This window comes from Acetobacter ascendens (assembly GCF_001766235.1).
Lineage (GTDB): Bacteria > Pseudomonadota > Alphaproteobacteria > Acetobacterales > Acetobacteraceae > Acetobacter > Acetobacter ascendens.
This window is the reverse complement of the sequence record NZ_CP015164.1, coordinates 1,206,117-1,230,734: the sequence shown is the minus strand read 5'-3', so window position 1 is coordinate 1,230,734 and position 24,618 is coordinate 1,206,117. Positions and strand designations below refer to the sequence as shown.

At 50.5% G+C, this 24,618-nt stretch carries 17 protein-coding genes and 4 pseudogenes; 16 read left to right on the top strand and 5 right to left on the bottom strand.

Features of this window, described 5'->3' with window-relative positions; translation table 11 throughout:
• Positions 1–452 precede the first annotated feature (452 nt).
• Together A4S02_RS05910 and A4S02_RS05905 are read right to left on the bottom strand one after the other, a co-directional pair.
• Positions 453–1,475, bottom strand: a complete 1,023-nt coding sequence (locus tag A4S02_RS05910) for an IS110 family RNA-guided transposase (RefSeq protein ID WP_070323230.1) — start codon at positions 1,473–1,475, stop codon at positions 453–455.
• 261 nt (positions 1,476–1,736) lie between these two features.
• The gene (locus tag A4S02_RS05905) at positions 1,737–3,122 is read right to left on the bottom strand and encodes an IS1380-like element IS1380A family transposase (RefSeq protein ID WP_070323229.1); all 1,386 of its coding nucleotides are present in this window, start codon (positions 3,120–3,122) and stop codon (positions 1,737–1,739) included.
• 94 nt (positions 3,123–3,216) lie between these two features.
• Here A4S02_RS05905 and A4S02_RS05900 point away from each other — a divergent pair, with 94 nt between their 5' ends.
• Both A4S02_RS05900 and A4S02_RS05895 read left to right on the top strand, forming a co-directional pair.
• Entirely contained in the window at positions 3,217–3,822 is a 606-nt protein-coding gene (locus A4S02_RS05900) for a substrate-binding domain-containing protein (protein WP_228142479.1), read from the top strand.
• Positions 3,823–4,026: 204 nt separating this feature from the next.
• Entirely contained in the window at positions 4,027–5,649 is a 1,623-nt protein-coding gene (locus A4S02_RS05895) for an ABC-F family ATP-binding cassette domain-containing protein (RefSeq protein ID WP_070323227.1), read from the top strand.
• 324 nt (positions 5,650–5,973) lie between these two features.
• On the opposite strand, the gene A4S02_RS15925 is transcribed toward A4S02_RS05895, so the two are convergent.
• Positions 5,974–6,282: a hypothetical protein gene (locus tag A4S02_RS15925; RefSeq protein WP_208858924.1), complete on the bottom strand. Its 309-nt coding sequence runs from the start codon at positions 6,280–6,282 to the stop codon at positions 5,974–5,976.
• 19 nt (positions 6,283–6,301) lie between these two features.
• Between A4S02_RS15925 and A4S02_RS15920 the strand changes: the two genes are divergently transcribed.
• From A4S02_RS15920 to A4S02_RS05860, 7 genes and pseudogenes are all read left to right on the top strand, one after another.
• Positions 6,302–6,655, top strand: a complete 354-nt coding sequence (locus A4S02_RS15920) for a hypothetical protein (protein WP_208858923.1) — start codon at positions 6,302–6,304, stop codon at positions 6,653–6,655.
• Between the two features lie 54 nt (positions 6,656–6,709).
• A pseudogene (locus A4S02_RS05885) lies at positions 6,710–7,198 on the top strand (acyl-CoA dehydrogenase); the annotation flags it as partial.
• A 60-nt stretch (positions 7,199–7,258) separates the two neighbouring features.
• Positions 7,259–8,644, top strand: coding sequence for an IS1380-like element IS1380A family transposase (locus tag A4S02_RS05880; protein WP_012812390.1), 1,386 nt, complete (start codon positions 7,259–7,261; stop codon positions 8,642–8,644).
• 283 nt (positions 8,645–8,927) lie between these two features.
• Complete coding sequence (locus tag A4S02_RS05875; RefSeq protein WP_070323149.1) at positions 8,928–10,313, top strand: IS1380 family transposase; 1,386 nt, start codon at positions 8,928–8,930, stop codon at positions 10,311–10,313.
• A gap of 184 nt (positions 10,314–10,497) precedes the next feature.
• Positions 10,498–11,181 (top strand): annotated as a pseudogene (locus A4S02_RS05870) (acyl-CoA dehydrogenase); the annotation flags it as partial.
• Positions 11,178–11,909 carry a PIG-L deacetylase family protein gene (locus A4S02_RS05865; RefSeq protein ID WP_070323226.1) on the top strand — a complete coding sequence of 244 codons (732 nt, stop codon included), beginning with the start codon at positions 11,178–11,180 and terminating at the stop codon, positions 11,907–11,909. The pseudogene A4S02_RS05870 and the gene A4S02_RS05865, both read left to right, overlap by 4 nt.
• Positions 11,906–12,295, top strand: a pseudogene (locus A4S02_RS05860) (SAM-dependent methyltransferase); the annotation flags it as partial. The gene A4S02_RS05865 and the pseudogene A4S02_RS05860, both read left to right, overlap by 4 nt.
• A 112-nt stretch (positions 12,296–12,407) precedes the next feature.
• Here the strand turns inward: A4S02_RS05860 and A4S02_RS14950 are convergent.
• Positions 12,408–13,544 carry a glycosyltransferase gene (locus tag A4S02_RS14950; RefSeq protein ID WP_228142478.1) on the bottom strand — a complete coding sequence of 379 codons (1,137 nt, stop codon included), beginning with the start codon at positions 13,542–13,544 and terminating at the stop codon, positions 12,408–12,410.
• A gap of 248 nt (positions 13,545–13,792) precedes the next feature.
• Positions 13,793–14,617: an IS5-like element IS12528 family transposase gene (locus A4S02_RS05850; RefSeq protein WP_082246712.1), complete on the bottom strand. Its 825-nt coding sequence runs from the start codon at positions 14,615–14,617 to the stop codon at positions 13,793–13,795.
• A 599-nt stretch (positions 14,618–15,216) separates the two neighbouring features.
• On the opposite strand from A4S02_RS05850, the gene cydD reads away from it, so the two are divergent.
• From cydD to A4S02_RS05815, 7 genes and pseudogenes are all read left to right on the top strand, one after another.
• Complete coding sequence (cydD, locus tag A4S02_RS05845; protein ID WP_208858937.1) at positions 15,217–16,905, top strand: thiol reductant ABC exporter subunit CydD; 1,689 nt, start codon at positions 15,217–15,219, stop codon at positions 16,903–16,905.
• Positions 16,902–18,594: pseudogene (cydC, locus tag A4S02_RS05840) on the top strand (thiol reductant ABC exporter subunit CydC). Before cydD ends, cydC begins: the two are co-directional and overlap by 4 nt.
• 65 nt (positions 18,595–18,659) lie before the next feature.
• On the top strand, positions 18,660–20,273 hold the full coding sequence (locus A4S02_RS05835; RefSeq protein ID WP_070323222.1) for a cytochrome ubiquinol oxidase subunit I: 1,614 nt from the start codon (positions 18,660–18,662) through the stop codon (positions 20,271–20,273).
• A gap of 14 nt (positions 20,274–20,287) precedes the next feature.
• Positions 20,288–21,427 (top strand): cytochrome d ubiquinol oxidase subunit II, encoded by a 1,140-nt coding sequence (cydB, locus tag A4S02_RS05830; protein WP_070323221.1) that lies wholly within the window; start codon positions 20,288–20,290, stop codon positions 21,425–21,427.
• Between the two features lie 13 nt (positions 21,428–21,440).
• Positions 21,441–21,635 (top strand): hypothetical protein, encoded by a 195-nt coding sequence (locus A4S02_RS05825; RefSeq protein WP_019087756.1) that lies wholly within the window; start codon positions 21,441–21,443, stop codon positions 21,633–21,635.
• Between the two features lie 344 nt (positions 21,636–21,979).
• Positions 21,980–23,320: a PQQ-dependent sugar dehydrogenase gene (locus A4S02_RS05820; protein ID WP_070323220.1), complete on the top strand. Its 1,341-nt coding sequence runs from the start codon at positions 21,980–21,982 to the stop codon at positions 23,318–23,320.
• A gap of 411 nt (positions 23,321–23,731) precedes the next feature.
• Positions 23,732–24,550, top strand: a complete 819-nt coding sequence (locus A4S02_RS05815) for a mechanosensitive ion channel family protein (RefSeq protein WP_082246768.1) — start codon at positions 23,732–23,734, stop codon at positions 24,548–24,550.
• The last annotated feature ends 68 nt before the right edge of the window (positions 24,551–24,618 follow it).

The following is a 24,618-nucleotide window of genomic DNA, read 5'->3' as shown; positions in this document are numbered from 1 at the left end:
GCCTAGCCCCTTGCAAGGGGGAGCCGTCCACATATGGTCATCAAAGACCGCTTCTGTGTTTGGGGCTCACGCTGCGGAAGCCATCTTGGCCAGCGACCCTATGGCCGCATCAACAGGCCGGACATATGGAAGCAAAGATCCGATCATTTTCTTGCCTAGCCCCTTGCAAGGGGGAGCCGTCCACATATGGTTGCCGTCCGTTATGCAAGAGTTTTCTGACCCATATTGACGTGTGATCGTGTGCGGTCTTCTGTAAGGCCTGTTGATGTGGCCTTTCAGAAGCCACTGGCCAGTATGGTGATCAGCGGATCAGATCCAAATCTCACAGGCGTGCTTTAAAGCACAGAGAAATCCACTGGTTTTTCCGATCCGGATCAGACGATCATGCGCCCATTCAGGTCATCGCCCTCTCACACCCCTACCGGTTCCATCCGCGGGAGCCGAGCCATCGCTCAGGCTGCCACGGACAGGGCCGGATCCCGATAATCCTCCTGTTTTGTTGCCATGGCCCAGATGGCTCGTGCCATCCTGTTGGCCAGCGCAATGGCTACCAGCATACGGGGCTTGCGGGCCAGCATCCGTGCCAGCCAGCTTCCCGGTGCAGGGGCCTTACGGCTGGCCCAGTTCACCTGGGTCATGGCGCCCATGATGAGAAGCCTGCGGATATCAGCCTGCCCGGCTTTTGATATCTTCCCCAGCCTTTCCTTTCCGCCAGATGAGAACTGACGGGGCACCAGCCCCAGCCACGCAGCAAAGTCGCGCCCGCGCCGGAAGCTCTGCAGGTCAGGCGCAAAAGCTTCAATCGCAAGAGCGGTCAGAGGACCCACTCCAGGCATGCTCTGCAATCTGCAGGTGTTTTCACTTTCCTGGGCAAGCATCCTGATCTTCTTTGTTCTGACATCAATCCGCACACTCTGCTCCGAAATCTGTCGCAGCAGATCAAGGCATTCCTGCTTCACAGCCTCTGGCAGAACCGCCTCATCCAGCAATGCTTCAATGTGTCTGATATGCGCAATCCCCTGTGGCACGACGAGACCGAATTCATACAGAACGGCACGCAGGGCATTCACCAGTTCCGTGCGCTGGTGCACCAGACGCTGCCGGGCCCGGAAAAGAACGCCACGCGCCTGCTGCGCTTCAGTGCGTGGTTCGACAAAGCGCATTTCCGGCTGACGGGCCGCAATGACGATCGCTTCCGCATCAGCAGCATCGTTCTTCTGGCGCTTCACGAAAGGCTTCACATACTGCGGAGCGATCAGTCTGACCTCGTGACCAGCTCCTGCCAGTTCGCGAGCCCAGTAATGCGCGCTCCCGCACGCTTCAAGAACGACCAGAGCAGGCGGCTGCGTGGCCATGAACTGCATAAACTGCTGACGACGCAGCTTTTTGCGAAACATCACCTCGCCCGCACGCGAAGCTACATGAACCTGGAAAATGTTCTTTGCCAGATCAACGCCTATCACTGTATCCTTCATCTGCCGTCCTTTCGCGCAGTCGTTTCTTCCAACGACCATTCTGGCACATTGCGATGCCGTGCGGGGAGGACGGCAACCACCCCATCTCACACTTGAGGCAATTTCAGGTCATTTTGTAGAGTTCAGTCATCCCACAGGAGCCCGATCTGGAATATTGACGATATTCTGCTTCTGGCGGCGGGTTCTGAACGCAGTGAGGGTGTCACGGCCTGAGAAGGCAGTGTTGGTGGAAGCTATGTGGTCTGTGCACTGTCTGTTTCTTCAGATGGCCTGCCGGAGCCTTCGCAATCGTGCATGAGCGAGGGCGAATTCATGCTGACAGGGGAACATGTCCGGCATGGACAGGACAATCCGACGGACGCTGAGCGTTACACGTGTCGCGATTTTGAGCAGTCGTGCGCGTATGGTGCCACAGGTCGCCGTCTCCAGGCTGGTCTGGCCAAGGGCCAGTCTTTGCAGAGCGGTCAGCAGGACATAGGCTGCGGCCGAGAACCACAGCCGGAGCTGGTTGGCCCGGATGGTGTGGGACGAGGTCCTGTCTGAGAACAGATCCATCTGGCATTCCTTGATGCGGTTTTCCATATCCCCGCGTGCGCAGTAAATCTGTTCGTAGAGATGGCGGGGGTCGGACATTCCCTGCGGTAGCGTGGTGACAATAAAGCGATGATAGCGGTTGCCGTGGCGCCATTCGGCCTTGGCCACGACCCGCCTGCGGCGCGTCCAGCTGTCCTTTGTGATCCAGTCAAAGGAGGCAAAGCCGCGCGCCGCTTTGCCTGTCGTGGCGGCTTCGTCACGAACCTCAGCGGACAAAGAGGCAATCCGGTCATACAGGCGGGTGTTGCCTGCAAGCCCGAACAGGAAGTCAACGTGGTTGTCTTCGCACCATGTCATCAGACTGTCCCGGGCGAAACCGCTGTCCCCACGCACCAGGATACGCACCCGGGGCCAGCGGCTCCTGATCTGCTCCACGATCCGGCGGATGTCTGCCAGTGCTTCCTTCCTCGGGTCCCTGTCTGCCGTGCGCAGGGTAGCGCTGAGGAGATGGTCCCCGCAGAAGACATACAGGGGAAGATAGCAGTTATGGCCGTAATATCCATGAAAGGCCCGGCCTTCCTGATGGCCATGGATACGGTCATCGGTGGCATCCACATCCAGAACGATCCGGGCGGGTGCGCGCTCATGCTGGTCCATGAAAAGCGTCACGAACAGGGTAGCCAGGGCCTCATGATCAGCAATGATGCGGCAGTAACGATCTGCCTGCTGCCCACTGCGCTCTAGCCGGTTCAGCGTGGATTTGCCAGCCAATGCTGCGCAGTTTGCCCGGCCTCCTGACAGACGGCCCGAGGCCAGACCAAAGATCAGATCATGCCGCAGGGCATCGTGATCATTGAGATCTTCATAGCCCAGTGCCAGGCCCATGATCCGCTGACGGACAAGGTCTTCAACCCGGTATTCCACAAAGGCAGGATGCCGCTTATCGCGAAAACAGGCAGCAAAGCGGCGGCTGAGACCCAGAATGTCATCAGCCTGCTTCACCAGAATGACGCCCCCATCCGAACTCATGCGACCCCCGTCAAAACGGGCCACAACACGCCGTCCACAGGAGGCTGGAAACTCATACACGCCTGCGCTACACTCTGTCTGCATCGGGTTTTCTTATAGCTTATGAAAAATTCTTTTACACAAAATAGACTTTTTCATAATCTAACCCGATGTACAACCCTTCCGTGAGATTTCCGCGTTGTTGCAGGACCCAATTGTAAGAAGCGTTGCCAAAATAAAAAAGACACATCCCAGCCTGAATTTGACACTTGAATATGCATCGCGCCAGCAGCTTTTGTCTGGATTGGCCGCGAACCACTATGATTTTGTTTTTGTAAATCTTGCAGATATTCCGCCAAATCAGCGTTTTGGTATCCAGAAATTGGGTACGGAACAATATGTTGTTGCAACAACAAAAGAAACTTTTTCAATCCTTGATGTTCTTGAAAAATGGGAGGAATTTTCTGCTGGAATATGGGTTATTCCTATATCCGGCATGGCCATGAGAGATCGGTTTGATAGTGTTTTGGCTGCAAGAGGGCTTTCTCTTCCTTCGCGACGTATCGAAATAAATTCTGTTGTGGGGGGGGAAAGGATAGTAGCTCTTGCAGATGCATTTACCCTGCTACCTTTGACAATGCTCAAGGAGCTTGGTCGAGATATTATTGATCCCGAAACAAAGTTACGATTTTTGCCTGAGATGCAGTTAGAGGTAGGAATGGTCTATTTACAGGACACGCAACTGAGCGCAGCAGCGCAATATGCGAGTGATTTTATAGTTAACAAAATAACAAAAACAATTTAACAAAATATACATTCATTGTTTGTGCAAGATATTCTTCTTGGAATATCTTGCATTTTTATATTAATATTTTTGATAATAAAATCAGGTTACGCAAGATTACGCCAGCTTCACATGTAAATTTAGGCTTTCCTATTTACGGTCAGCAAGGGTTACGCAATAAGGGGCCTCCGGTTTTGCTTATTCCCTTTAGTTATCTGAGGCCCCATGATCCGTCTTGACACTATCAGCAAGTATAATGGCCATCGCGTCATTTTTGTCGATGCCTCAGCTTCGCTCCAAAAAGGTGAGAAAATCGGGCTTGTTGGGCCAAATGGTGCAGGTAAGACAACGCTGTTTCGCCTTATTACAGGAGAGGAAGAACCCGACGATGGGAATGTTCTGATTGATCGTGGCATTACCATCGGTTTCTTCAATCAGGATGTAGGGGAGATGGCAGGCCGCAGCGCCGTGGCAGAGGTTATGAACGGTGCTGGCCCCGTTGCTGAGGTTGGGGCTGAACTGGCCGAGCTAGAAGCTGCGTTGGCAGATCCAGAACGTTTGGATGAACTCGACACCATTCTGGAACGATTTGGCGAAGTGCAAGGGCGTTTTGAGGAATTGGGCGGCTATGCGCTAGATGGCCGCGCGCGTGAAGTTTTGCACGGGCTGGGCTTTAGCCAGGAAATGATGGATGGAGATGTGGGCCGTCTGTCTGGCGGGTGGAAAATGCGTGTAGCACTTGGGCGTATCTTGTTGATGAAGCCAGACGTCATGCTGCTGGATGAGCCGAGCAACCATCTTGATTTGGAAAGCTTGATCTGGCTGGAGCAATTTCTGGCTGGTTATGATGGTGCCTTGCTGATGACATCACATGACCGAGCCTTCATGAACCGCGTTATCAATAAAGTAATTGAAATTGATGGCGGTGTGCTGACCAGTTTTTCAGGTGATTACGAGTTTTATGAACAGCAATGCGCCTTAAACGAAAAGCAGCAGCAGGCTCAGTTTGAGCGTCAACAGGCCATGCTGACTAAGGAAGTGGCGTTTATTGAGCGTTTCAAGGCGCGCGCTTCTCATGCAGCACAAGTGCAGAGCCGCGTTAAGAAATTAGATAAAATTGATCGTATTGAGCCTCCAAAACGCCGCCAAACGCTTTCCTTCACTTTTCCTCCGGCTCCACGCTCAGGTGATGCTGTTGTTAATTTGCGTGGCGTGGATAAAGCATATGGTAGCCGGGTGATTTATAAAAACCTTGATCTGTTGATCCGCCGGCAAGAGCGCTGCTGCGTGCTGGGTATCAACGGGGCAGGGAAATCAACTCTGTTGAAGCTTGTTACCGGAAGCACAGAACCGGATGCTGGTACGGTTACCCTCGGTGGTAGCGTCAAAATGGGATATTTTGCGCAGCATGCCATGGATTTGTTGGATGGTGGCCGTACTATTTTTGAAACCCTGAACGATGCTTTCCCGCTTGCATCTCAAGGATCACTACGTTCATTGGCGGGCAGTTTTGGCTTTTCTGGTGACGATATTGATAAACTATGCCGCGTTCTTTCCGGGGGTGAAAAAGCACGTTTGGTTTTGGCTCTGATGTTGTTCGATCCACCGAACTTTCTGGTGCTTGATGAACCAACGAACCATCTTGATATCGCTACCAAGGAAATGTTGATCACAGCTTTGGCCGACTATGAAGGTACAATGCTTTTTGTTTCCCATGATCGTCACTTTCTAGCAGCTCTTTCCAACCGAGTTCTGGAACTTACTCCAGAAGGGCTTCATCGCTACGATGGTGGATATACAGAATACGTTGCCCGAACCGGACGTGAAGCTCCGGGACTTCATGAATGATACATCATTCAAACTGAATTTGAGGTTTATTGCGGTATAATCCAGCCCATACCTTATTTCTGCAAGGAAGTGCGGGCGATGATACTGCTTCTTGGTACAAGCTGAGCGCGTAAATTTCTCGGTTTTATGGAAATAAATGTTTTTGGATAAATAGGGAGCATGGAAGAGCAGGTTGATTTTTTTTATACGCTCTCCATGTCTTTCAAAAAATGATGAATATTCATTGTAGTAAATGTATCGAAGGATAAAAAAGTATTTTCTTTATTTTACTATCGTATCGGTTTTCTTATAAAATATTTGTAATCAGCTTTGTTTTTTGAAACTTCATATCCGCCAAAAGGTTTTCTGTCTGGCGGCTAGATTAAAAGACCGTCTCATCTCAAAAAAAGGAAGAGCACAATGGTCAATCAAGGCGGCAGCCATGAACAGCACGTAAAAGCTGGTGAGCAAAGCCATAAAAATACCGGTAGCTCGCATACTGCAAACACTGCGGGTGAACATAGCTCTGGCACTCGGGGTGGCACGCATGAACAGCACGTAAAAGCTGGCGAGCAAAGTCACAAAAATGCGGACACATCGCACGATGAAAAAAGCCAGGGCGAACATGGCTCTGGCACGCGTGGTGGTACGCATGAACAGCATGTAAAAGCTGGTGAGCAGAGCCACAAAAATACAGGAACATCGCACGATGAGAGGAGCGAGGGCGAACATAGCTCTGGCACTCGGGGCGGCACACATGAGCAACATGTTAAAGCTGGCCAGCAGAGTCATAAAAACACCTGACTTCGTGCTAGATACTGGAGGCATCAGCAGGATTGCTGGTGCCTTCAGGCACGGAATGTTTGGCTTCAGGTTGAAGAAAAATATTGTTTTATTTAAAGAAGTATTTTTGAAAAAATCACTTATTGCATATAAAAAATCATATATTTCTGCTTTTAAACCAACAGATTATAATATTTCTCAATATAAAGTGACCAGTGCGCATTCATCAGGCTTGGATCTGTAGTCGCAGGCCATACGTTACGCGTATGAAGTTGTTGCGGAATGGGGATGCCTTAGAATGCTGGTTTCAGTTGGAAAAACCGTTAAAAGCCATCTTTCTGCTTTTCAAATAGATCTCCAAAATCTGTTCGATAAGTGGAAATGTGCTTCTCCCATGCCCGCAGAAAATCTTTTCCCAATAGATATTCTCAATTCTTTAGGTGAAATTGGCGCATTAGATGCTCTTTTATCGCACGAGGAGGGAGGCCTTAACCTTTGTCGTTCACCAGAAGGAGGGCTTGTGCTTTCAATACTTTTACGGCGAATAGGGTATCTGAATCTTTCATTGGGGCGATGTTTAGAAGGGCATATCAATGTTGTCCGGCTTGTAGAACTTTATGGCACGCCAGAACAGCAGCATGTGCTTGCCCAGCAGTTACGAGGCGGAATGCTGGCTGGTATATGGGTTACAGATGGTCTTCCCCCTGTTACGATAAAACAGGAGAATAAGGGTTATAGACTTGCTGGTATCAACGCGGAAATCTCACGGAAGGGTTGTACATCGGGTTAGATTATGAAAAAGTCTGTTTTGTAGAAAAGATATTTTCATAAGCTATAAGAAAACCCGATGCAGACAGAGTGTAGCGCAGGCGCGTATGAATTTCCAGCCTCCTGTGGACGGCGTGTTGTGGCCCGTTTTGACGGGGGTCGCATGAGTTCGGATGGGGGCGTCATTCTGGTGAAGCAGGCTGATGACATTCTGGGTCTCAGCCGCCGCTTTGCTGCCTGTTTTCGCGATAAGCGGCATCCCGGCTTTGTGGAGTACCGGGTTGAAGACCTTGTCCGTCAGCGGATCATGGGCCTGGCACTGGGCTATGAAGACCTTAATGATCACGATGCCCTGCGGCATGATCTGATCTTTGGTCTGGCTTCGGGCCGTCTGTCAGGAGGCCGGGCAAACTGCGCAGCATTGGCTGGCAAATCTACACTGAACCGGTTGGAGCGCAGTGGGCATAAGGCAGATCGTTACTGTCGGATCATTGCTGATCATGAGGCCCTGGCTACCCTGTTCGTCACGCTCTTCCTTGACCAGCATGAGCACGCACCCGCCCGGATCGTTCTGGATGTGGATGCCACCGATGACCGTATCCATGGCCATCAGGAAGGCCGGGCCTTTCATGGATATTACGGCCATAACTGCTATCTTCCCCTGTATGTCTTCTGCGGGGACCATCTCCTCAGCGCTACCCTGCGCACGGCAGACAGGGACCCGGGGAAGGAAGCACTGGCAGACATCCGCCGGATCGTGGAGCAGATCAGGAGCCGCTGGCCCCGGGTGCGTATCCTGGTGCGTGGGGACAGCGGTTTCGCCCGGGACAGTCTGATGACATGGTGCGAAGACAACCACGTTGACTTCCTGTTTGGGCTTGCAGGCAACACCCGCCTGTATGACCGGATTGCCTCTTTGTCCGCTGAGGTTCGTGACGAAGCCGCCACGACAGGCAGAGCTGCGCGCGGTTTCGCCTCCTTTGACTGGATCACAAAGGACAGCTGGACGCGCCGCAGGCGGGTCGTGGCCAAGGCCGAATGGCGCCACGGCAACCGCTATCATCGCTTTATTGTCACCACGCTACCGCAGGGAATGTCCGACCCCCGCCATCTCTACGAACAGATTTACTGCGCACGCGGGGATATGGAAAACCGCATCAAGGAATGCCAGATGGATCTGTTCTCAGACAGGACCTCGTCCCACACCATCCGGGCCAACCAGCTCCGGCTGTGGTTCTCGGCCGCAGCCTATGTCCTGCTGACCGCTCTGCAAAGACTGGCCCTTGGCCAGACCAGCCTGGAGACGGCGACCTGTGGCACCATACGCGCACGACTGCTCAAAATCGCGACACGTGTAACGCTCAGCGTCCGTCGGATTGTCCTGTCCATGCCGGACATGTTCCCCTGTCAGCATGAATTCGCCCTCGCTCATGCACGATTGCGAAGGCTCCGGCAGGCCATCTGAAGAAACAGACAGTGCACAGACCACATAGCTTCCACCAACACTGCCTTCTCAGGCCGTGACACCCTCACTGCGTTCAGAACCCGCCGCCAGAAGCACAATATCGTCAATATTCCAGATCGGGCTCCTGTGGGATGACTGAATTCTACAAAATAACCCAAAATTTCCTCAAGTGTGAGAAATTCGCGTCGACGCGGAAATCTCACAGAAGGGTTGTACATCGGGTTAGATTATGAAAAAGTCTGTTTTGTAGAAAAGATATTTTCATAAGCTATAAGAAAACCCGATGCAGACAGAGTGTAGCGCAGGCGCGTATGAGTTTCCAGCCTCCTGTGGACGGCGTGTTGTGGCCCGTTTTGACGGGGGTCGCATGAGTTCGGATGGCGGTGTCATTCTGGTGAAGCAGGCTGATGACATTCTGGGGCTCAGCCGCCGCTTTGCTGCCTGTTTTCGCGATAAGCGGCATCCCGGCTTTGTGGAATACCGGGTTGAAGACCTTGTCCGTCAGCGGATCATGGGCCTGGCACTGGGCTATGAAGACCTTAATGACCATGACGCTTTACGTCATGATCCTGTCATGGGTCTGGTATCGGGACGTCTGTCAGGAAGCCGGGCCAACTGTGCGGCACTGGCAGGAAAATCCACGCTGAACCGGTTGGAGCGCAGTGGGCAGCAGGCAGATCGTTACTGCCGCATCATTGCTGATCATGAGGCCCTGGCTACCCTGTTCGTGACGCTTTTCATGGACCAGCATGAGCGCGCACCCGCCCGGATCGTTCTGGATGTGGATGCCACCGATGACCGTATCCATGGCCATCAGGAAGGCCGGGCCTTTCATGGATATTACGGCCATAACTGCTATCTTCCCCTGTATGTCTTCTGCGGGGACCATCTCCTTAGCGCTACCCTGCGCACGGCAGACAGGGACCCGGGGAAGGAAGCACTGGCAGACATCCGCCGGATCGTGGAGCAGATCAGGAGCCGCTGGCCCCGGGTGCGTATCCTGGTGCGTGGGGACAGCGGTTTCGCCCGGGACAGTCTGATGACATGGTGCGAAGACAACCACGTTGACTTCCTGTTTGGGCTTGCAGGCAACACCCGCCTGTATGACCGGATTGCCTCTTTGTCCGCTGAGGTTCGTGACGAAGCCGCCACGACAGGCAAAGCGGCGCGCGGCTTTGCCTCCTTTGACTGGATCACAAAGGACAGCTGGACGCGCCGCAGGCGGGTCGTGGCCAAGGCCGAATGGCGCCACGGCAACCGCTATCATCGCTTTATTGTCACCACGCTACCGCAGGGAATGTCCGACCCCCGCCATCTCTACGAACAGATTTACTGCGCACGCGGGGATATGGAAAACCGCATCAAGGAATGCCAGATGGATCTGTTCTCAGACAGGACCTCGTCCCACACCATCCGGGCCAACCAGCTCCGGCTGTGGTTCTCGGCCGCTGCCTATGTCCTGCTGACCGCTCTGCAAAGACTGGCCCTTGGCCAGACCAGCCTGGAGACGGCGACCTGTGGCACCATACGCGCACGACTGCTCAAAATCGCGACACGTGTAACGCTCAGCGTCCGTCGGATTGTCCTGTCCATGCCGGACATGTTCCCCTGTCAGCATGAATTCGCCCTCGCTCATGCACGATTGCGAAGGCTCCGGCAGGCCATCTGAAGAAACAGACAGTGCACAGACCACATAGCTTCCACCAACACTGCCTTCTCAGGCCGTGACACCCTCACTGCGTTCAGAACCCGCTGCCAGAAGCAGAATATCGTCAATATTCCAGATCGGGCTCCTGTGGGATGACTGAATTCTACAAAATGACCCGAAATTGCCTCAAGTGTGAGAAATCCGCGTCAAGGGCTTTGCCAGTGGCGTTACGCAAGTTGGGCTGGCTCTCATAACAGCCACAACAGAACAAGGGCATTCCGTAATGGTTCTTGCCCCCACTACTGAGGCCAATCGTAGGCGGGTTGGCCCCGGAAAATTAATGGGTATGCAAGCAAGCGGCACAGGCGCTTATGATTTTACAGATATTGTGATCTCTCCAGATTGTATTCTTGGCTCAGCCGGAGACTATTTACGGCAGCCTGAATTTTCCGCTGGGGCTTGGCGCGGATCGGCCATCGCCCTAGGGGGAATGGACCGACTGATTGATCTTTTGAGATGGGAACTTCTGGATCGGCAGCGCGCTCATAATCCGCATCAGCTATATCGGCTTGGCGAAGCTCTTATTTTACAGAAAACGGCAAGCATGCGGGTTCAGGAGGCCGCCAAAGCAGCCTATGCTCTTAGCATGACGTCAGAGGATGTAGTTGCAACGGTTAACCTCGCACGCCTAGCAGTTGAGCACGCAGCTTTGGAATTGATAACGCTTGTTCAAAGAAGCTTAGGGGTATCGGCCTTTGTGAAAGGCAAAGCGGTAGAGCAGGTCATGAGGGATTTGATGACCTATCTACGGCAGCCCGCGCCAGACGAAGCTTTGACTGAGGCCGCAGCATGGTTTGTTAACCATGATTGGCCAGGAGAAAATGCATGAAAGTTCAACATATCATTGAGCATTTTTATGCCCTTCCAATAGCCTCTTTTAATAAGATTGCACCGGGAACATCACTTATATTGGCCCCTCATTCCGATGATGAGAGCTTAGGATGTGCAGGTTTGATAGCAACTGCCGTCCAGCATGGTCGGTCACCGGTAGTGCTGATTGTTTCGGATGGTTCTGCTTCCCATCCAGGGTCCCATGCATGGTCACCTGAACGTCTTGCTTTGTGTCGGCAGGAAGAAAGCCGAAATGCAGCTACAGCTCTTGGCCTTCCTGCTGATCGATTGCTGTTTCTAGGTTTGCGTGATGCAGCAGTTCCAACCGCAGGCACAGTTTTTGAAAATTCAGTGCAATATTTATACTTCCTTATCAATCAACATAATTGCCGAAATGTTTTTGTGCCATGGCGGCATGATCCGCACTGTGACCATGTGGCCGTATGGAGCATGGGGCAACGGCTAAAGGCTTTACAGCCAGAATTGAGAATATTGTCTTATCCAGTTTGGGGGCTTACGCTTCCTTCTGAGATGGATATTGAAGAGGCATTACCTACTGGATGGCGTCTGAATATTGAGGGATTTTTGAGTTACAAACGCAATGCCATTCAGGAATATAGAAGCCAGAGGGGATTGGTGGTTGAAGATGATCCAAATGGTTTTGTCCTGCCAGAACATTTATTAGAAAAAATGCTTCAACCTTACGAAATATTCATTACATCATGAATAATGAGACGTGGAAACCAGATGTTTTTGAAAGTCTCTTTCAGAAAAGTCCCGATCCATGGAATTTTGAAAACAGCCTTTATGAACAGCAGAAACTAACAAGGATTCTGCAGTGCCTTCCTACGGGTTCGGTTTCGTTTGCTGTAGAGCTAGGGTGCGCAATTGGTGTGAGCACCTTGGCACTTGCAAAACATTGCAAGCGTATTGTGGGCATAGATGCTTCGGAAATCGCACTTTCTAGAGCTAAAAGGCGATGTGTGCAGCAAAAACATATTAGTTTCATCAAAGCTTTTCTGCCGCAGGCTTATCCTACTTTAGAAGTATCTGGGTGCGATTTGGTTCTTATTTCAGAAATTCTTTACTTTCTCAGTCTTGAAGATATCCGGAATCTTGCGGTTAATGTAATAAACAGTTTGAAACCAGAAGGCAGTATTCTGATTGTAAACTGGATTGGCCCAACAGATACCCCATGCACAGGGGATGAGGCCGCCGAATGTTTTATTCAAGTCTGTCGGGAGCAATCTTGGCTGCCGAATCATAGTGAACGTGCAGAGGGATACCGCATTGACCGGCTATCCCACTTTGCCAACTTTCAGAAGGGCAATATTCCGTATGACGGAGAAAGTTAAGAACACGCTCGGCACGTTTAGAGTGTTTGGGTAGATCCTCCCGAAGAATACGGGCGGGCAAAAGTTCAGTATGTATCTTGCTTAAGGGGCTAGATGGGTTTGTACGTTGGTAAGCCAGCTCTCTACGAATGCGTAATAATCGCCTGGATACCATCTCAAAGGCATCATCAATATATTTGTCCTGCGCGATAATTCTTCGTGCCAGAGTTTCCGCCATACCGCCTCGCGCACGGCCTAAAAGGCGTGCAGAAACATAAACAATGACTTCTGGCGCATGACGTACACGAATGCCATTTTGCCTTAATGCTTCGTAAAACTGTCTGTCTTCTCCAGATGGAATATTCGGAATTTCTCCTGCTTGCGCCCATGCCTGATGTGTGACCGCAATACTCGCACCTGAATGTACTATGTGCCGAGGCCATGGATCATGAGGTTGCGGACAAAGGAGCAAGGTAATCTGTTCTAAAAGAGCACCGTAAGCCTGTTCTGCTCTTTCATCTTCATGAAGTCTTAGAGGAATTTTTGCATATTCAGACGGTAAAAGTAGGGCTTGCCCAAAAACAGCTTCAACTGGGTACTGTGCAAAAGCTTCAAGAGTGCGATATATCCAATCTTTAGCAACTTCACCGTCAGCATCGGTCGTAAATAGTAAAGCGTCATGAGGCGCATTTTTGGCAGCGTGCGCCATAGCTTCTCTCCGCGCTGTTCCTGCATTTGCAGTGGCAGGATCATAGGTGATCTGTATAATTTCCAGCGCGAATGGAAGTTTATTCTGTAGAGATAGCGCTCGTGTATAGGTTTGATCTGTGGTGTTGTTGATCCACAGAATAACTTTGTCTGGAAGAACAAGAGATTGTGCTGCCAATGCAAGCAGGCAAGGGATGATATGATTTTCCTCATTGCATGCTGGGATGACAACAATTCTGTATTTTTTCCAAAATAGGTTTTGCCGGTACGCAATATAGGGAATGCACAAAGCTCGATTATCAGGATCTCCTGAAGACATAATGATACGCCTCGTCAAAGAAGATAAGATGACTGCTTAAAACGTATCAGAACCTTAAAAGTTCAATTTAATATTTCATGCCAATGGTATGAGTGGCTGCATGGTAGCTTAAGTAGCCTCTATTTTAAATGATCATAGTGTTTAGGAACGTTTACAGCCTATCGGTGCTTATGTGTGGCTTTGTTTTTTATTGTAAAATAGAAAATGAATTACGCATGGAAAGTTGGTGTAAGAGCCCTTTTGGAAATTCACGGATGAGCGTTTCGGCGTAGCATGAGGCTTCCCATGGCGATGTGGATCATGGCCTCTGCGACGTCGATCCGCTGTTCGTAGTCCTTCACAAGGCGACGCCAGCGGATCATCCAACCGAAGGTCCGTTCCACAACCCACCGACGCGGCAGGATTTCAAACCCTTTTGCTGTCTCTGACCGCCGGATGATCTCGACTGTGAAGTCGAGAAAAGTGGCCTTATCCATCAACTGGAGGCGGTCATAGGCTCCATCGGCAAACAGGTGCTTCACCCAAGGCCAGCGTTTACGAATGGCATCAAGGATCATCTGTCCTCCTGCACTGTCCGAAATATCGGCTGTTGTCAGCTGGACCAGGAGAAGGCGGCCATCCGTATCAACTGCGATGTGACGTTTCCGACCGACGATCTTCTTGCCTGCGTCATAACCACGTGTCTTTGCGTGGGGTGCCTTGATACTCTGGCTATCAATGACACCACCCGATGGACTGGTTTCGCGTCCTGTCGCTTCACGATCGAGCATCAGACAGACATCATGAATGGTCTGGAACAGGAAACGGCGCATCAGCCTGCGGAACCACCAGTAAACCGTTTGCCATGGGCCAAAATGAACCGGAAGCATCTCCCAACCGCAGCCTGAGCGCACGAGATAGCGCAGAGCATTGATGATCTCACGGAAATCGGTTGTCCGTTTCCGACCACGCCGGTTCGCAGGGGGCATCAGAGGCGCTATGCGCTCCCATTCCTCATCTGTCAGATCAGACGGATAGCGTTTCGTCTTGCGTGTAATTCCGGCCATGCGGCCTCGTTGTGCTGGCGTCCACATCCTGCCTTTGAATCACGCTCAAAACCTCTTGAAAACCTATCATAGCGAATTTCCAAAAGGGCTCTTAAAGGGCTTCATTTTACAAATAAATGCTGGAAATGACTTTTTAAGGGTATATTCGGCAATCTGCCGCTTACTCTCGTAATCCTTGCAACAAATTGGCGCCATGCGTTTTGTCGGCAATAGAGGCCGAAGAGTTATTAACATCTACCGAAAATTTATTATGGCAATTCCCATCCTCTGATTGACGACCGCGCAGTCTTTTAAGGGAAGTGCTGAAGGCAGGTGCTATCTTCCTTCATGGTTGGTCGGCAGGCCCTTAACTATACAGCTTATATGTACCTATGGCCGCATTATCAGCAGCCTTTCTTCATACTTATTCATCGTGATATAGTTAATAAAAAAATGTAAGTGTTGGGTTGATGTGCCTTGGAGGTAGCTAAGAATACACCTCATACAAAACATATTTTAAAAATATCCTTTCGCCGCACTCCTTGACATAAATAAATACATAATTACATTAATTATGAATAAAGTCGTAATGCTTCTTAAATCCTCATCCAGTTCCTTTGTGATGGTGGGGAATGGGGGCAATGAGTGTGAAAGTGATGATGCAATCTTCGGGCAACAAATCCCTTGCGGGCTTTACACGGCGTATCAGTCTTTGGCTTGGTGCGGCAGTGCTGCTTGGTGGTGCTGCTGCCGTAATGCTGGTGCTGCAACTTATTGTTTTTGCACAAATTGTTGCAGATCTTGCTTTTCAGGATCACGCTTTAATGGCCGAGATTCCGGCTTTAAAGTGGTTGGGTATTTTTCTTGTTGCTCGTGCGTTGCTGCAATGGGTGGCCGATATGGTTGCCGCGCAAGGAAGCCTGCGTCTTACCTCCAGTTTACGAAGTGAGCTGTTACAGCATTTGTTTAATGTTGGCCCCGTGGGCATGGCCAGCTACGCAACAGGGGAAACAGTTACAGCGCTGGATGCTGGGGTGGAAGGGTTAGAACCCTATTTTGCCCAGTATATTCCACGTGCGGCCATGATGGTGGTGTTGCCATTTATGATATTGGCAACCGTTTTGCATCTGGATGGCTGGAGTTTTCTAATTCTGGCCTGCACCGGGCCGCTTATTCCTGTTTTTATGGCGCTGGTTGGGTATCGGGCGCAGGCTATTATGGATCGGCAGTGGACTCAGTTGCTGCTGCTGGGTTCATCCTTTTTGGATGCACTGCAAGGTATGACAACCTTGCGGCTGTTTGGTCGTGCGCGGGATGCCGTTGCCGCAGTGGCCAACATGGCAGATGAATACCGCTGCACAACCATGTCGGTCATGAAGGTGGCATTTCTTACCTCCGCGGTATTGGAGTTTTTTGCTAGCCTTTCCATTGCTCTTGTAGCTGTTGTGTTTGGTGCCCGTTTGCTGGAGGGAAAGGTAGATTTCCAGTCTGCTTTTCTTGTGCTGCTTCTGGCGCCAGAATACTTCATGTCGTTGCGGGCTTTTTCTGCCAGTTATCATGCGCGGCAAAATGCAACTGCAGCTATGGTGGCTATTAGCAAACTGTTCGCGCTCTCTTCTGTAGCAACACGTCATGCCAATCAGCCAATTATAGAACCTCTTGTATCTGTAAAGTGTGAGAATTTATCAGCGGAATATGAAGCAGGTAGGACTGTTTTATCCAATATAAATTGCACATTTACACGTGGCACACTCAGCTTGATAACGGGGGAGAGCGGTGCAGGTAAAACAACGCTAGTACGCGTTCTGCTTGGCCTGTTATCACCCATTGCGGGACGTATTGTTGCGGAAGATGCTCATGGCATAGCACATGCGCATTGGCAGTCTTGCATTGGTTGGGTGCCCCAACGGCCTTGTCTTGTACATGGCTCAGTGGTGGACAACTTGCGTATGGCAAACCCGCAAGCAGATATGGCAAGCCTTCGCAATGTAGCGCGGCAAGCTGATGCGCTTTCGTTTATCGAGGCTCTACCTCAGGGGGTTGATACCCTCATAGGAGAGCGTGGGGCCTGTCTGTCTGGCGGGGAGGTGCAGCGCTTAGCATTGGCGCGTGTGTTGTTGCGGAACCCGCAAATTCTCATTCTGGATGAACCTACAGCCCATCTTGACCCCAAAAGCGAGCAACATGTGGCTGCCGCTATCGCGCGTATTGCACTTAACCGTATTGTCATTGTGATTGCTCACCGCGGGGCAATTATCAATCACGCAGGGCAAGTATTGCGGGTGCATAAAGGGCTGATTTTTAACGGCTTACATATGTTGGAGCACGCAGCATGATGCCGTTTTTACGCCTTGCTGTGCTGATGCGGCCTATTCGGCGCGAAATGCTGATAGGGCTTGCTTTGGCAGTTGTGGCATCTCTGGCTAATTTTGGACTGTTGTTTTTGTCCGGTTGGCTTTTGGCAGATGCGGCAGTAGCCGGCCTTGGTGGAATTGTGGCGCAAAATGCCTTTAACATCTTCCTGCCTGCGGTAGGTGTCAGATTTTTTGCCACTGTGCGTATTCTTACCCGGTATCTGGAACGTGTGGTGACGCATGATACCACGCTACGGTTTATTGGGCGTGTGCGGGCGTGGAGTTTTGATAGGCTTGCGCCGCAGGCTCCCGCCGTTCAGGCTCAGCAGCGTAGTGGGGATATGTTGTTCCGCTTTGTGTCTGATACAGACCGGATGGGGCAATTTTATCTGGAAGTCATGCTGCCTTTTGCTGCGGCAGCCATCTGCTGCGTAGTATATGTGGGGATAACAGGTTTATTTTCTCTTTCAGCAGCTTTGGTTTTGGCTGCAAGCTTATTGCTGTGTGGAATCATAATCCCGCTGATAACAGCTAAGCTTTCAGCACCAGCAATCGCGCAAATAAGCCTTCAGCAAGACATTATGCATGCAGATCTGACAGAGATCCTGCAAGGCATGGGCGAATTTATGTTTCTTGGCGCTGCTGACGGTGTGCAAAAACATATTGCAGACCAACAAACCAATATTCGCTTATACCGCCAAAAGGTTTTGCTGCTTGAAGGAGGCGCGCGTTTCCTCAACGCTATTATTGGCACGCTAAGCGCTGTGGCAATGCTGGTTCTTGCTGCACATGCTTATCATGCGGGCACTCTTTCCGCTGCATGTTTGCCTATGTTGGCGTTGGGGGGGGCTTGCTGCGTTTGATGTTGTGGGGCCTTTGCCGGCAGCGTGGCAACTATTAGGGCATGTGCGTGTGGCAGCGCAGCGCGTATTTGCTGTATGTGATCAGCCTCCATGCGTGCCTGTGCCTGCCGTAACGGTCTCGCCAGTTCAACCATTGAATCTGTGTTTTTGTAACTTGGGAATGCGTTATCCTGGGGCAAAACACTGGGCGTTGCGGCATGCAAATTTATTGATCCAGCAAGGAGAACATGTCGCTCTTGTTGGGCCATCAGGAGCAGGTAAAAGCACGCTGATCAATCTGTTGTTCCGTTTTTACGATTATCAGGAAGGAACAGCCAGTTTTGGCCACGTCGATCTGAAAAACGTCGATGCGGATGTCATGGCGCAACACATTGGTGTGGTGGCGCAGGACTATCACCTGTTTCAGGGCAGTATCCGTCGTAACCTGATTATTGCCTGCCCCAATGCCACAGAGGAAGAAATGTGGCGGGCATTACAAATTGCGCAACTGGCAGAGTTTGTTCGCGCTGAGCCGGCTGGGTTGGATACCTTGATTGGTGAAGAGGGGGTGCGTCTTTCTGGCGGTCAGGCGCGAAGGTTGGCCATAGCGCAGATTGTGTTGCGTGCGTCTGCATGGATCATTTTAGATGAGCCGACCGAAGGGCTGGATACACAGACAGAGCAGGAGCTTATGGCTGCCTTGCTCTCTGCACTGCCGCCGCAGGTAACCATAATGTGCATTACCCATAATCCTACAGTAGCGGGATTGATGGACCGTATCGTGTGCGTTGAAGAAGGTCGGTTTCATGAGGCCGGGAGAGCGCCATGATCCGACGATAACCTGATCTTCCCCAAAATCCTTATTTGCTTTTACCGTAATCAGGAGATCTGACGGTGGAATTTATTGATCCCAATGTCGTCGATCTGTCACGCTTTCAATTTGCGTTGACGGCATTGTACCATTTCATGTTTGTGCCGCTTACCCTCGGCCTTACATTCATGCTGGCAGCTATGGAAACGGTTTACGTTGTTACCGGCCGACAGATTTATAAAGATATGGCGCAGTTTTGGGGTAAACTGTTTGGTATTAACTTTGCCATTGGTGTTGCAACCGGCATTACAATGGAATTTGAGTTTGGCACCAACTGGTCCATGTATTCCCATTTCTTTGGGGATATGTTCGGTACGCCCTTGGCTATTGAAGGTCTTATGGCCTTTTTTATGGAATCTACGTTTGTAGGTCTCATGTTTTTTGGCTGGGACCGGCTGAGCAAGCAGGCGCATTTGGCCATCACCTATTTGGTGGCTCTGGGCTCTAATTTGTCAGCCCTGTGGATTTTAATTGCCAATGCCGGGATGAATATGCCCGAAGGTGCGCATTTTGATCCTGAAACTATGCGGATGCAGTTTGAAAGCTTTGTAAATCTGGTTTTCAACCCAGATGCACAGGCCAAGTTTGTACATACATCTGTTGCGGGTTACGTTTCTGCGGCAATGTTTGTTATGGGGATTAGTGCTTTTTATCTTTTGCGCGGTCAGCACCGGCAGTTTGCAGCACGTTCGTTCCGTATGGCGGCGCTGTTTGGTATTATCTCCACTGTGGCAGTCATCACGCTGGGAGACGTGCTGGGTCGGTTGGATTATGAAAAACAGCCGACCAAAATTGCAGCGATTGAAGGACTTTGGCACACCAGTAAACCGCCGTTTGAGCCGTGGATTTTGGCTGCTCTGCCGGATGATGCCAAGCAGGAAAACCATTTTGAAGTTGGTGTGCCGTTTGTACTTACTCCGCTGATTACTCATACGTTTGATCAACCCATTACCGGTATGCACGAACTGGAAGACGCTGCCGGACCGCGTATTCGTTCGGGTATTGAAGCCGTGAGCGCTCTGCGCCGCTATGGCGTAACACATAGCGATGCAGATCTTACGCTGTTTACACAGCATGAGCAGGATATGGGATACGGCCTATTAGCGGCCCGCCATGCGCCCAATCAAGATGTAACGAACATTCCCGAAGACCAGATTGACACTGTGGTGAAAGCAACCCAGCCCGATATTCTCCCCAACGTGTTTGTTACGTTCTGGTCTTTTCGGTTTATGGTGTTTCTATCTCTATGGTTCTTCGCGCTGTTTGCAGTCTCAGCTTATGTCAGCCTGAAACGTCGGTTGGAGCATAATAAACTTCTTCTAAAACTGTGTATGTGGTCTATCCCTTTGCCAATTTTGGCAACAGAATTTGGGTGGATTACGGCTGAAGCAGGCCGTCAACCGTGGACAGTATTTGGCTGGCTGCCTACCTTTCTGTCAGCTTCAAGCCACGGTGTGTCTTACATGGTGTTCTCGTTGATCGGTTTTGTGTTGCTTTACAGCGTGTTTATTGCCGCAGAACTTTACCTCATGTTCAAGTTCGCGCGTCTGGGGCCAGAGCACGACAGTATGGAACCCCATGCGCAGCATGATGCTCCCAAACCATCTGCCTTTGACATGCACCCCACAGCCTCCTGACAGGAAACGGTGATATGGAACTTTATGCGATACTGAAGATAGTCTGGGCCGTTATGCTGGGTGTGCTGTTTATAGGCCTTGGCACCATGGTTGGCATGGATATGGGGGTTGGCACATTGCTGCGCTTTGTGGGGCGTAATGATGCCGAACGCCGTACGGCACTTAACATTATTGGCCCGCATTGGGATGGTAACCAAGTCTGGTTCATTTTGGGGGGAGGGGCGATTTTTGCCGCTTTTCCTACACTCTACGGCACATCATTCTCGGTTTTTTATGTGGTCATGATCACGCTGCTGTTTAGCATGATCTTGCGGCCAGTCGCATTTGAATATCGCTCCAAGGCAGATAGCAAAATATGGCGTGCAAGCTGGGATTGGGTGTTTCTTGTTTCGGGCTTTGTGCCAATGTTTATCTATGGCGCAGCCTTTGGGAATATTCTGGAAGGGGTAGGATACCACTTTGGCTGGACAGGGCAGTATTATCAGGATGAATCCTTCCTATCCTATCTGCTTAATCCCTTTGCTATTTTGTGTGGCCTTATGTCCGTTAGCCTAAGTATTTATCAGGGCGGGGCCATGCTGATGTTGCGGGCCGATAACCCTATTTGGGCACGTGCACGATATTACGCTATTGCCGGAGGTATATTTGCGGCCATCCTGTTTGTGGCCGGTGGTATATGGATGCAGTTTTTGACCGGGTTTGTCATGACAGCTCCGGTTAACCCGGCCATGCCAGCAAACCCGCTACATGGTCAATCTGTGGCAATGGTTGCCGGGGGATGGATGCATAATTTCCGTAATCATCCTGCCTTATGGGTGTTACCTCTTATGGGGGTAAGCTGCATGTTGGCAGGTTCTGCCATGCTGGCGGCTGGTCGCACTGCGGTTGCCTGGTGGTTGGGGCTTGGCGCATGGGCTGGTACTATCATGACAGTGGGTTGTGCCATGTTCCCATTTCTTATGCCATCATCCACCGTGCCAGATCAAAGTCTGACGGTATGGAACAGCACAGCAAGCGCATATGGCTTGGGCTGTATGCTAGCCGTTGCAGCCATTTTTGTGCCGATCATTCTAGCCTACACTTCTTGGTGTTATTACGTCATGCGCGGCAAGGTTCATACCGTTGATGTCGTAAACGATAGCCATAGCTACTGATTGTGAGGTCGTGATGACAAAGCTTTTGCGTCTGGCCGGTCTGGCTGTTGTTCTTGTTGTTTCTCTGCTGTTTGCCGTGTTTGTGGGGGACCAAGGGCCGTGGTATTTTGCATGGGTGATCGGCACGGTCATGATCATCCTAATTTCTGGGGCAGGGGCTATTATGCTGGATGCTCAATCCAACCTTTCATCTGATGAGGAAATCTGACTATGATGGGTGATCTTGAACGGATTATTTTCTTTATTCCCGTTGTGTATATGGGCCTTTACCTTATTGCTTACCGGTAAGGGCGGCGCTGGTTTCCATAAAATAAATATGCGCCACCCCAATATATGCGGGTGGCGCGCTTATGAGGTTAAGCAGACAATATAAATGGCGGGCAGTGGAACTCACCGAGATGTTCGGATGTTACACAGGCACTACGCATTGACCAGACGATCATGCTGTTGTGCTTAAACTTGCCTTGTTCTTGGTTTTTATTCCGAAAATAGAGCAAAGGTTTCTTTGTTGGGTGCATGATCTTGGTCGTAACATAGAACCGAGAGAATGTTATGAAAACATGGGTGTACTGGGCTGGTGTCGGAGTGCTGAGCCTTGCGGTTATTGGTGCCGCTGGGTGGAAACTTTTGTTGCATCCAGAAGCAGCAGAGTTGCCTATTGCGTCTGGGTTTGGCCCTAGTCCTGATCTTCCCAAACCCAACCATACCTTGTTCCCAACGGTTAATATTGCAACGCCTATCGGGTGGTCAGGCACGCAGGCACCATCACCCGCGCAGGGGTTGGCAGTCACGGTTTATGCAAAAAACCTGAACCATCCGCGATGGCTCTATAAGTTGCCCAACGGTGACATTCTGGTGGCCGAGAGTAACTCTCCAAAAACGGACGTTAAAAGCGTTAAAAATCGTATTGCCGGGCTTGTAATGAGTAAGGCTGGTGCGGGCGATGCCAGCCCGAACCGGATTATTCTGCTGCGTGATACCTCAGGGAACGGAACCGCAGATATACGCACGGTTTTTCTGGATCATCTTTATTCTCCGTTTGGGATGGCGCTTATAGGAAACGATCTCTATGTCGCCAATGCCAATGAGATTTTGCGCTTTTCCTATCATGATGGCGATACGCAGATTAATACGCCCGGCACCAAAGTGGTGGATCTACCTGCAGGATATAACCATCACTGGACCAAAAACTTACTTGCAAGCCCAGATGGCAGCTTTCTGTACGTAACTATCGGATCTAACAGCAACGTTGCTGATAACGGTATAGAGGTTGAAGAGGGGCGGGCACGGATAGACAAACTTGACCTTTCCACAGGCAAGCTTACCCCATATGCAACCGGGCTGCGTAACCCAAATGGCTTGGCTTTTGAGCCAGATAGCGGTGCCCTCTGGGTGGCGGTGAATGAGCGGGATGAAATAGGCAGTGACCTTGTGCCAGATTACATTACCGCCGTGAAGGAAGGCGCGTTTTACGGTTGGCCTTATAGCTATTATGGCCAGCATGTTGATAGCCGTGTTTCACCCCAGCGTCCCGATCTTGTGGCGCAAGCTGTTGTGCCTGATTACGCGGTTGGGGCACATACAGCTTCCATCGGGATTGCGTTTTCTCATGATGCCACTCAACTTCCTGATGCATGGCGGCATGGATTGTTCGTGGCGCAACACGGATCATGGAACCGTAGGCCCAAAAGTGGTTACAAGGTTATCTATGTTCCCTTTGCCGATGGGCAGCCAGCAGGAATGCCGATAGATGTGCTTACGGGCTTTTTGGCACCTGATGAATCTCATGTGCATGGGCGGCCAGTTGGCTTGGCACTTGATCGTTCCGGCGCGTTGCTAGTTGCTGATGATGTTGGCAATGTTGTGTGGCGTGTAACAGGCCGGAACCCATAGCGATAATTGCTTTTGAAATATGTCACCTACATTCATGATGGTAAAATATTAATAACAGTTATGTGACTTTAGGCGCCAAACAGATGCGTATGCCCACAACATTATGGTGGCATACGCATGTGGCTATTAAATCGGCTTGCCAATCAGCTTGTATCGCTTGCTCAGTCTTATTACAGCGTATGCATGTTGATGAGTTTACGCAAATTAAACGTGGAAATTCACTTCATCATAAACCAGTGCGGGGCGGGTATTCTGATTGCGGCAGTGATGCGCAGTTAAGTAATTTACAACGACATGTGTAAATTTTAGTCCGGCCATAATGATGACGGATAGCAGTGAAATATCCTACCATGTCAGGAATCTGCGGACGTTGCATGCTACCATGTAACGCACGCGAAATATGATTTAGGGATGATTATGGAAAATCAGGTTCATTCAATTTGGGCGCAATTAAGCGGTCTGTTGCCTGTATTGTTAGGGTATGTAAGCCAGTTTGTTCTGGCATTGATTGTTCTTTTTGTAGGCTGGAAAGTTGTTAACGCTGTAATGCGGGCAATGAGCCGGATGATGACCGCCAGCCATATAGAACCAACACTACGTGGTTTTTTACTAAGTGTTGTCGGCCTGTTTCTCAAAGCTCTTTTGCTGATCAGCGTTGCCTCTATGGTTGGTATTGCAACAACGTCGTTTGTTGCGGTGTTGGGTGCAGCGGGCTTGGCTGTTGGTATGGCGTTGCAGGGTAGCCTTGCAAACTTTGCTGGCGGTGTTCTGATTCTGCTGTTCCGTCCTTTTAAGGTGGGGGATTCTATTACTGCGGGCGGCAGTTCGGGCACCGTGACATCCATTGAAATGTTCCGCACTGTGTTACTGGATACGAACCACGAGATCATTTATGTTCCTAACGGAACGCTCTCAAACAACATTGTTATTAACAGTTCGGAATCTGATCGGCTTTTGGGTTCAGTCAGTTTGCTGATTGATTATAATGATGATCTTGATAAGGCACGGGCACTCTTGTTGGGGCTAACAGAGCAAGATCCATTGGTTTTGAAAGATCCGGCAGCTTCTGTTTCCTTTTTGCCCAAGCCTGCAAATATTCAGGTTACTTTGGGGTTCTGGTGTGCTCCGGGTGATGTGTCATCTCTCGTGGCGAAATATTCTGAGGACTCAATCAAGGTGCTTCAGCGCGAAGGTTACCGTTTGGGAGTAACTGCGCGACCAGCCGCGTAATTTAAGGTATTTTTGTTGGGGGCTTAATAAGAGCCGCCAATTTTGGTGCAGGGGGTAGGCATTGTCCT

Excerpts from the sequence above, each read along its gene's own strand:
- A4S02_RS05910 (WP_070323230.1), bottom strand. The coding sequence starts at position 1,475 with ATGAAGGATACAGTGATAGGCGTTGATCTGGCAAAGAACATTTTCCAG.
- A4S02_RS05905 (WP_070323229.1), bottom strand. The coding sequence starts at position 3,122 with ATGCAGACAGAGTGTAGCGCAGGCGTGTATGAGTTTCCAGCCTCCTGT.
- A4S02_RS05895 (WP_070323227.1), top strand. The coding sequence starts at position 4,027 with ATGATCCGTCTTGACACTATCAGCAAGTATAATGGCCATCGCGTCATT.
- A4S02_RS15925 (WP_208858924.1), bottom strand. The coding sequence starts at position 6,282 with ATGCGTACCACCACGCGTGCCAGAGCCATGTTCGCCCTGGCTTTTTTC.
- A4S02_RS05880 (WP_012812390.1), top strand. The coding sequence starts at position 7,259 with ATGCAGACAGAGTGTAGCGCAGGCGCGTATGAATTTCCAGCCTCCTGT.
- A4S02_RS05875 (WP_070323149.1), top strand. The coding sequence starts at position 8,928 with ATGCAGACAGAGTGTAGCGCAGGCGCGTATGAGTTTCCAGCCTCCTGT.
- A4S02_RS05865 (WP_070323226.1), top strand. The coding sequence starts at position 11,178 with ATGAAAGTTCAACATATCATTGAGCATTTTTATGCCCTTCCAATAGCC.
- A4S02_RS14950 (WP_228142478.1), bottom strand. The coding sequence starts at position 13,544 with ATGTCTTCAGGAGATCCTGATAATCGAGCTTTGTGCATTCCCTATATT.
- A4S02_RS05850 (WP_082246712.1), bottom strand. The coding sequence starts at position 14,617 with ATGTGGACGCCAGCACAACGAGGCCGCATGGCCGGAATTACACGCAAG.
- cydB (WP_070323221.1), top strand. The coding sequence starts at position 20,288 with ATGGAACTTTATGCGATACTGAAGATAGTCTGGGCCGTTATGCTGGGT.
- A4S02_RS05825 (WP_019087756.1), top strand. The coding sequence starts at position 21,441 with ATGACAAAGCTTTTGCGTCTGGCCGGTCTGGCTGTTGTTCTTGTTGTT.
- A4S02_RS05820 (WP_070323220.1), top strand. The coding sequence starts at position 21,980 with ATGAAAACATGGGTGTACTGGGCTGGTGTCGGAGTGCTGAGCCTTGCG.
- A4S02_RS05815 (WP_082246768.1), top strand. The coding sequence starts at position 23,732 with ATGATTATGGAAAATCAGGTTCATTCAATTTGGGCGCAATTAAGCGGT.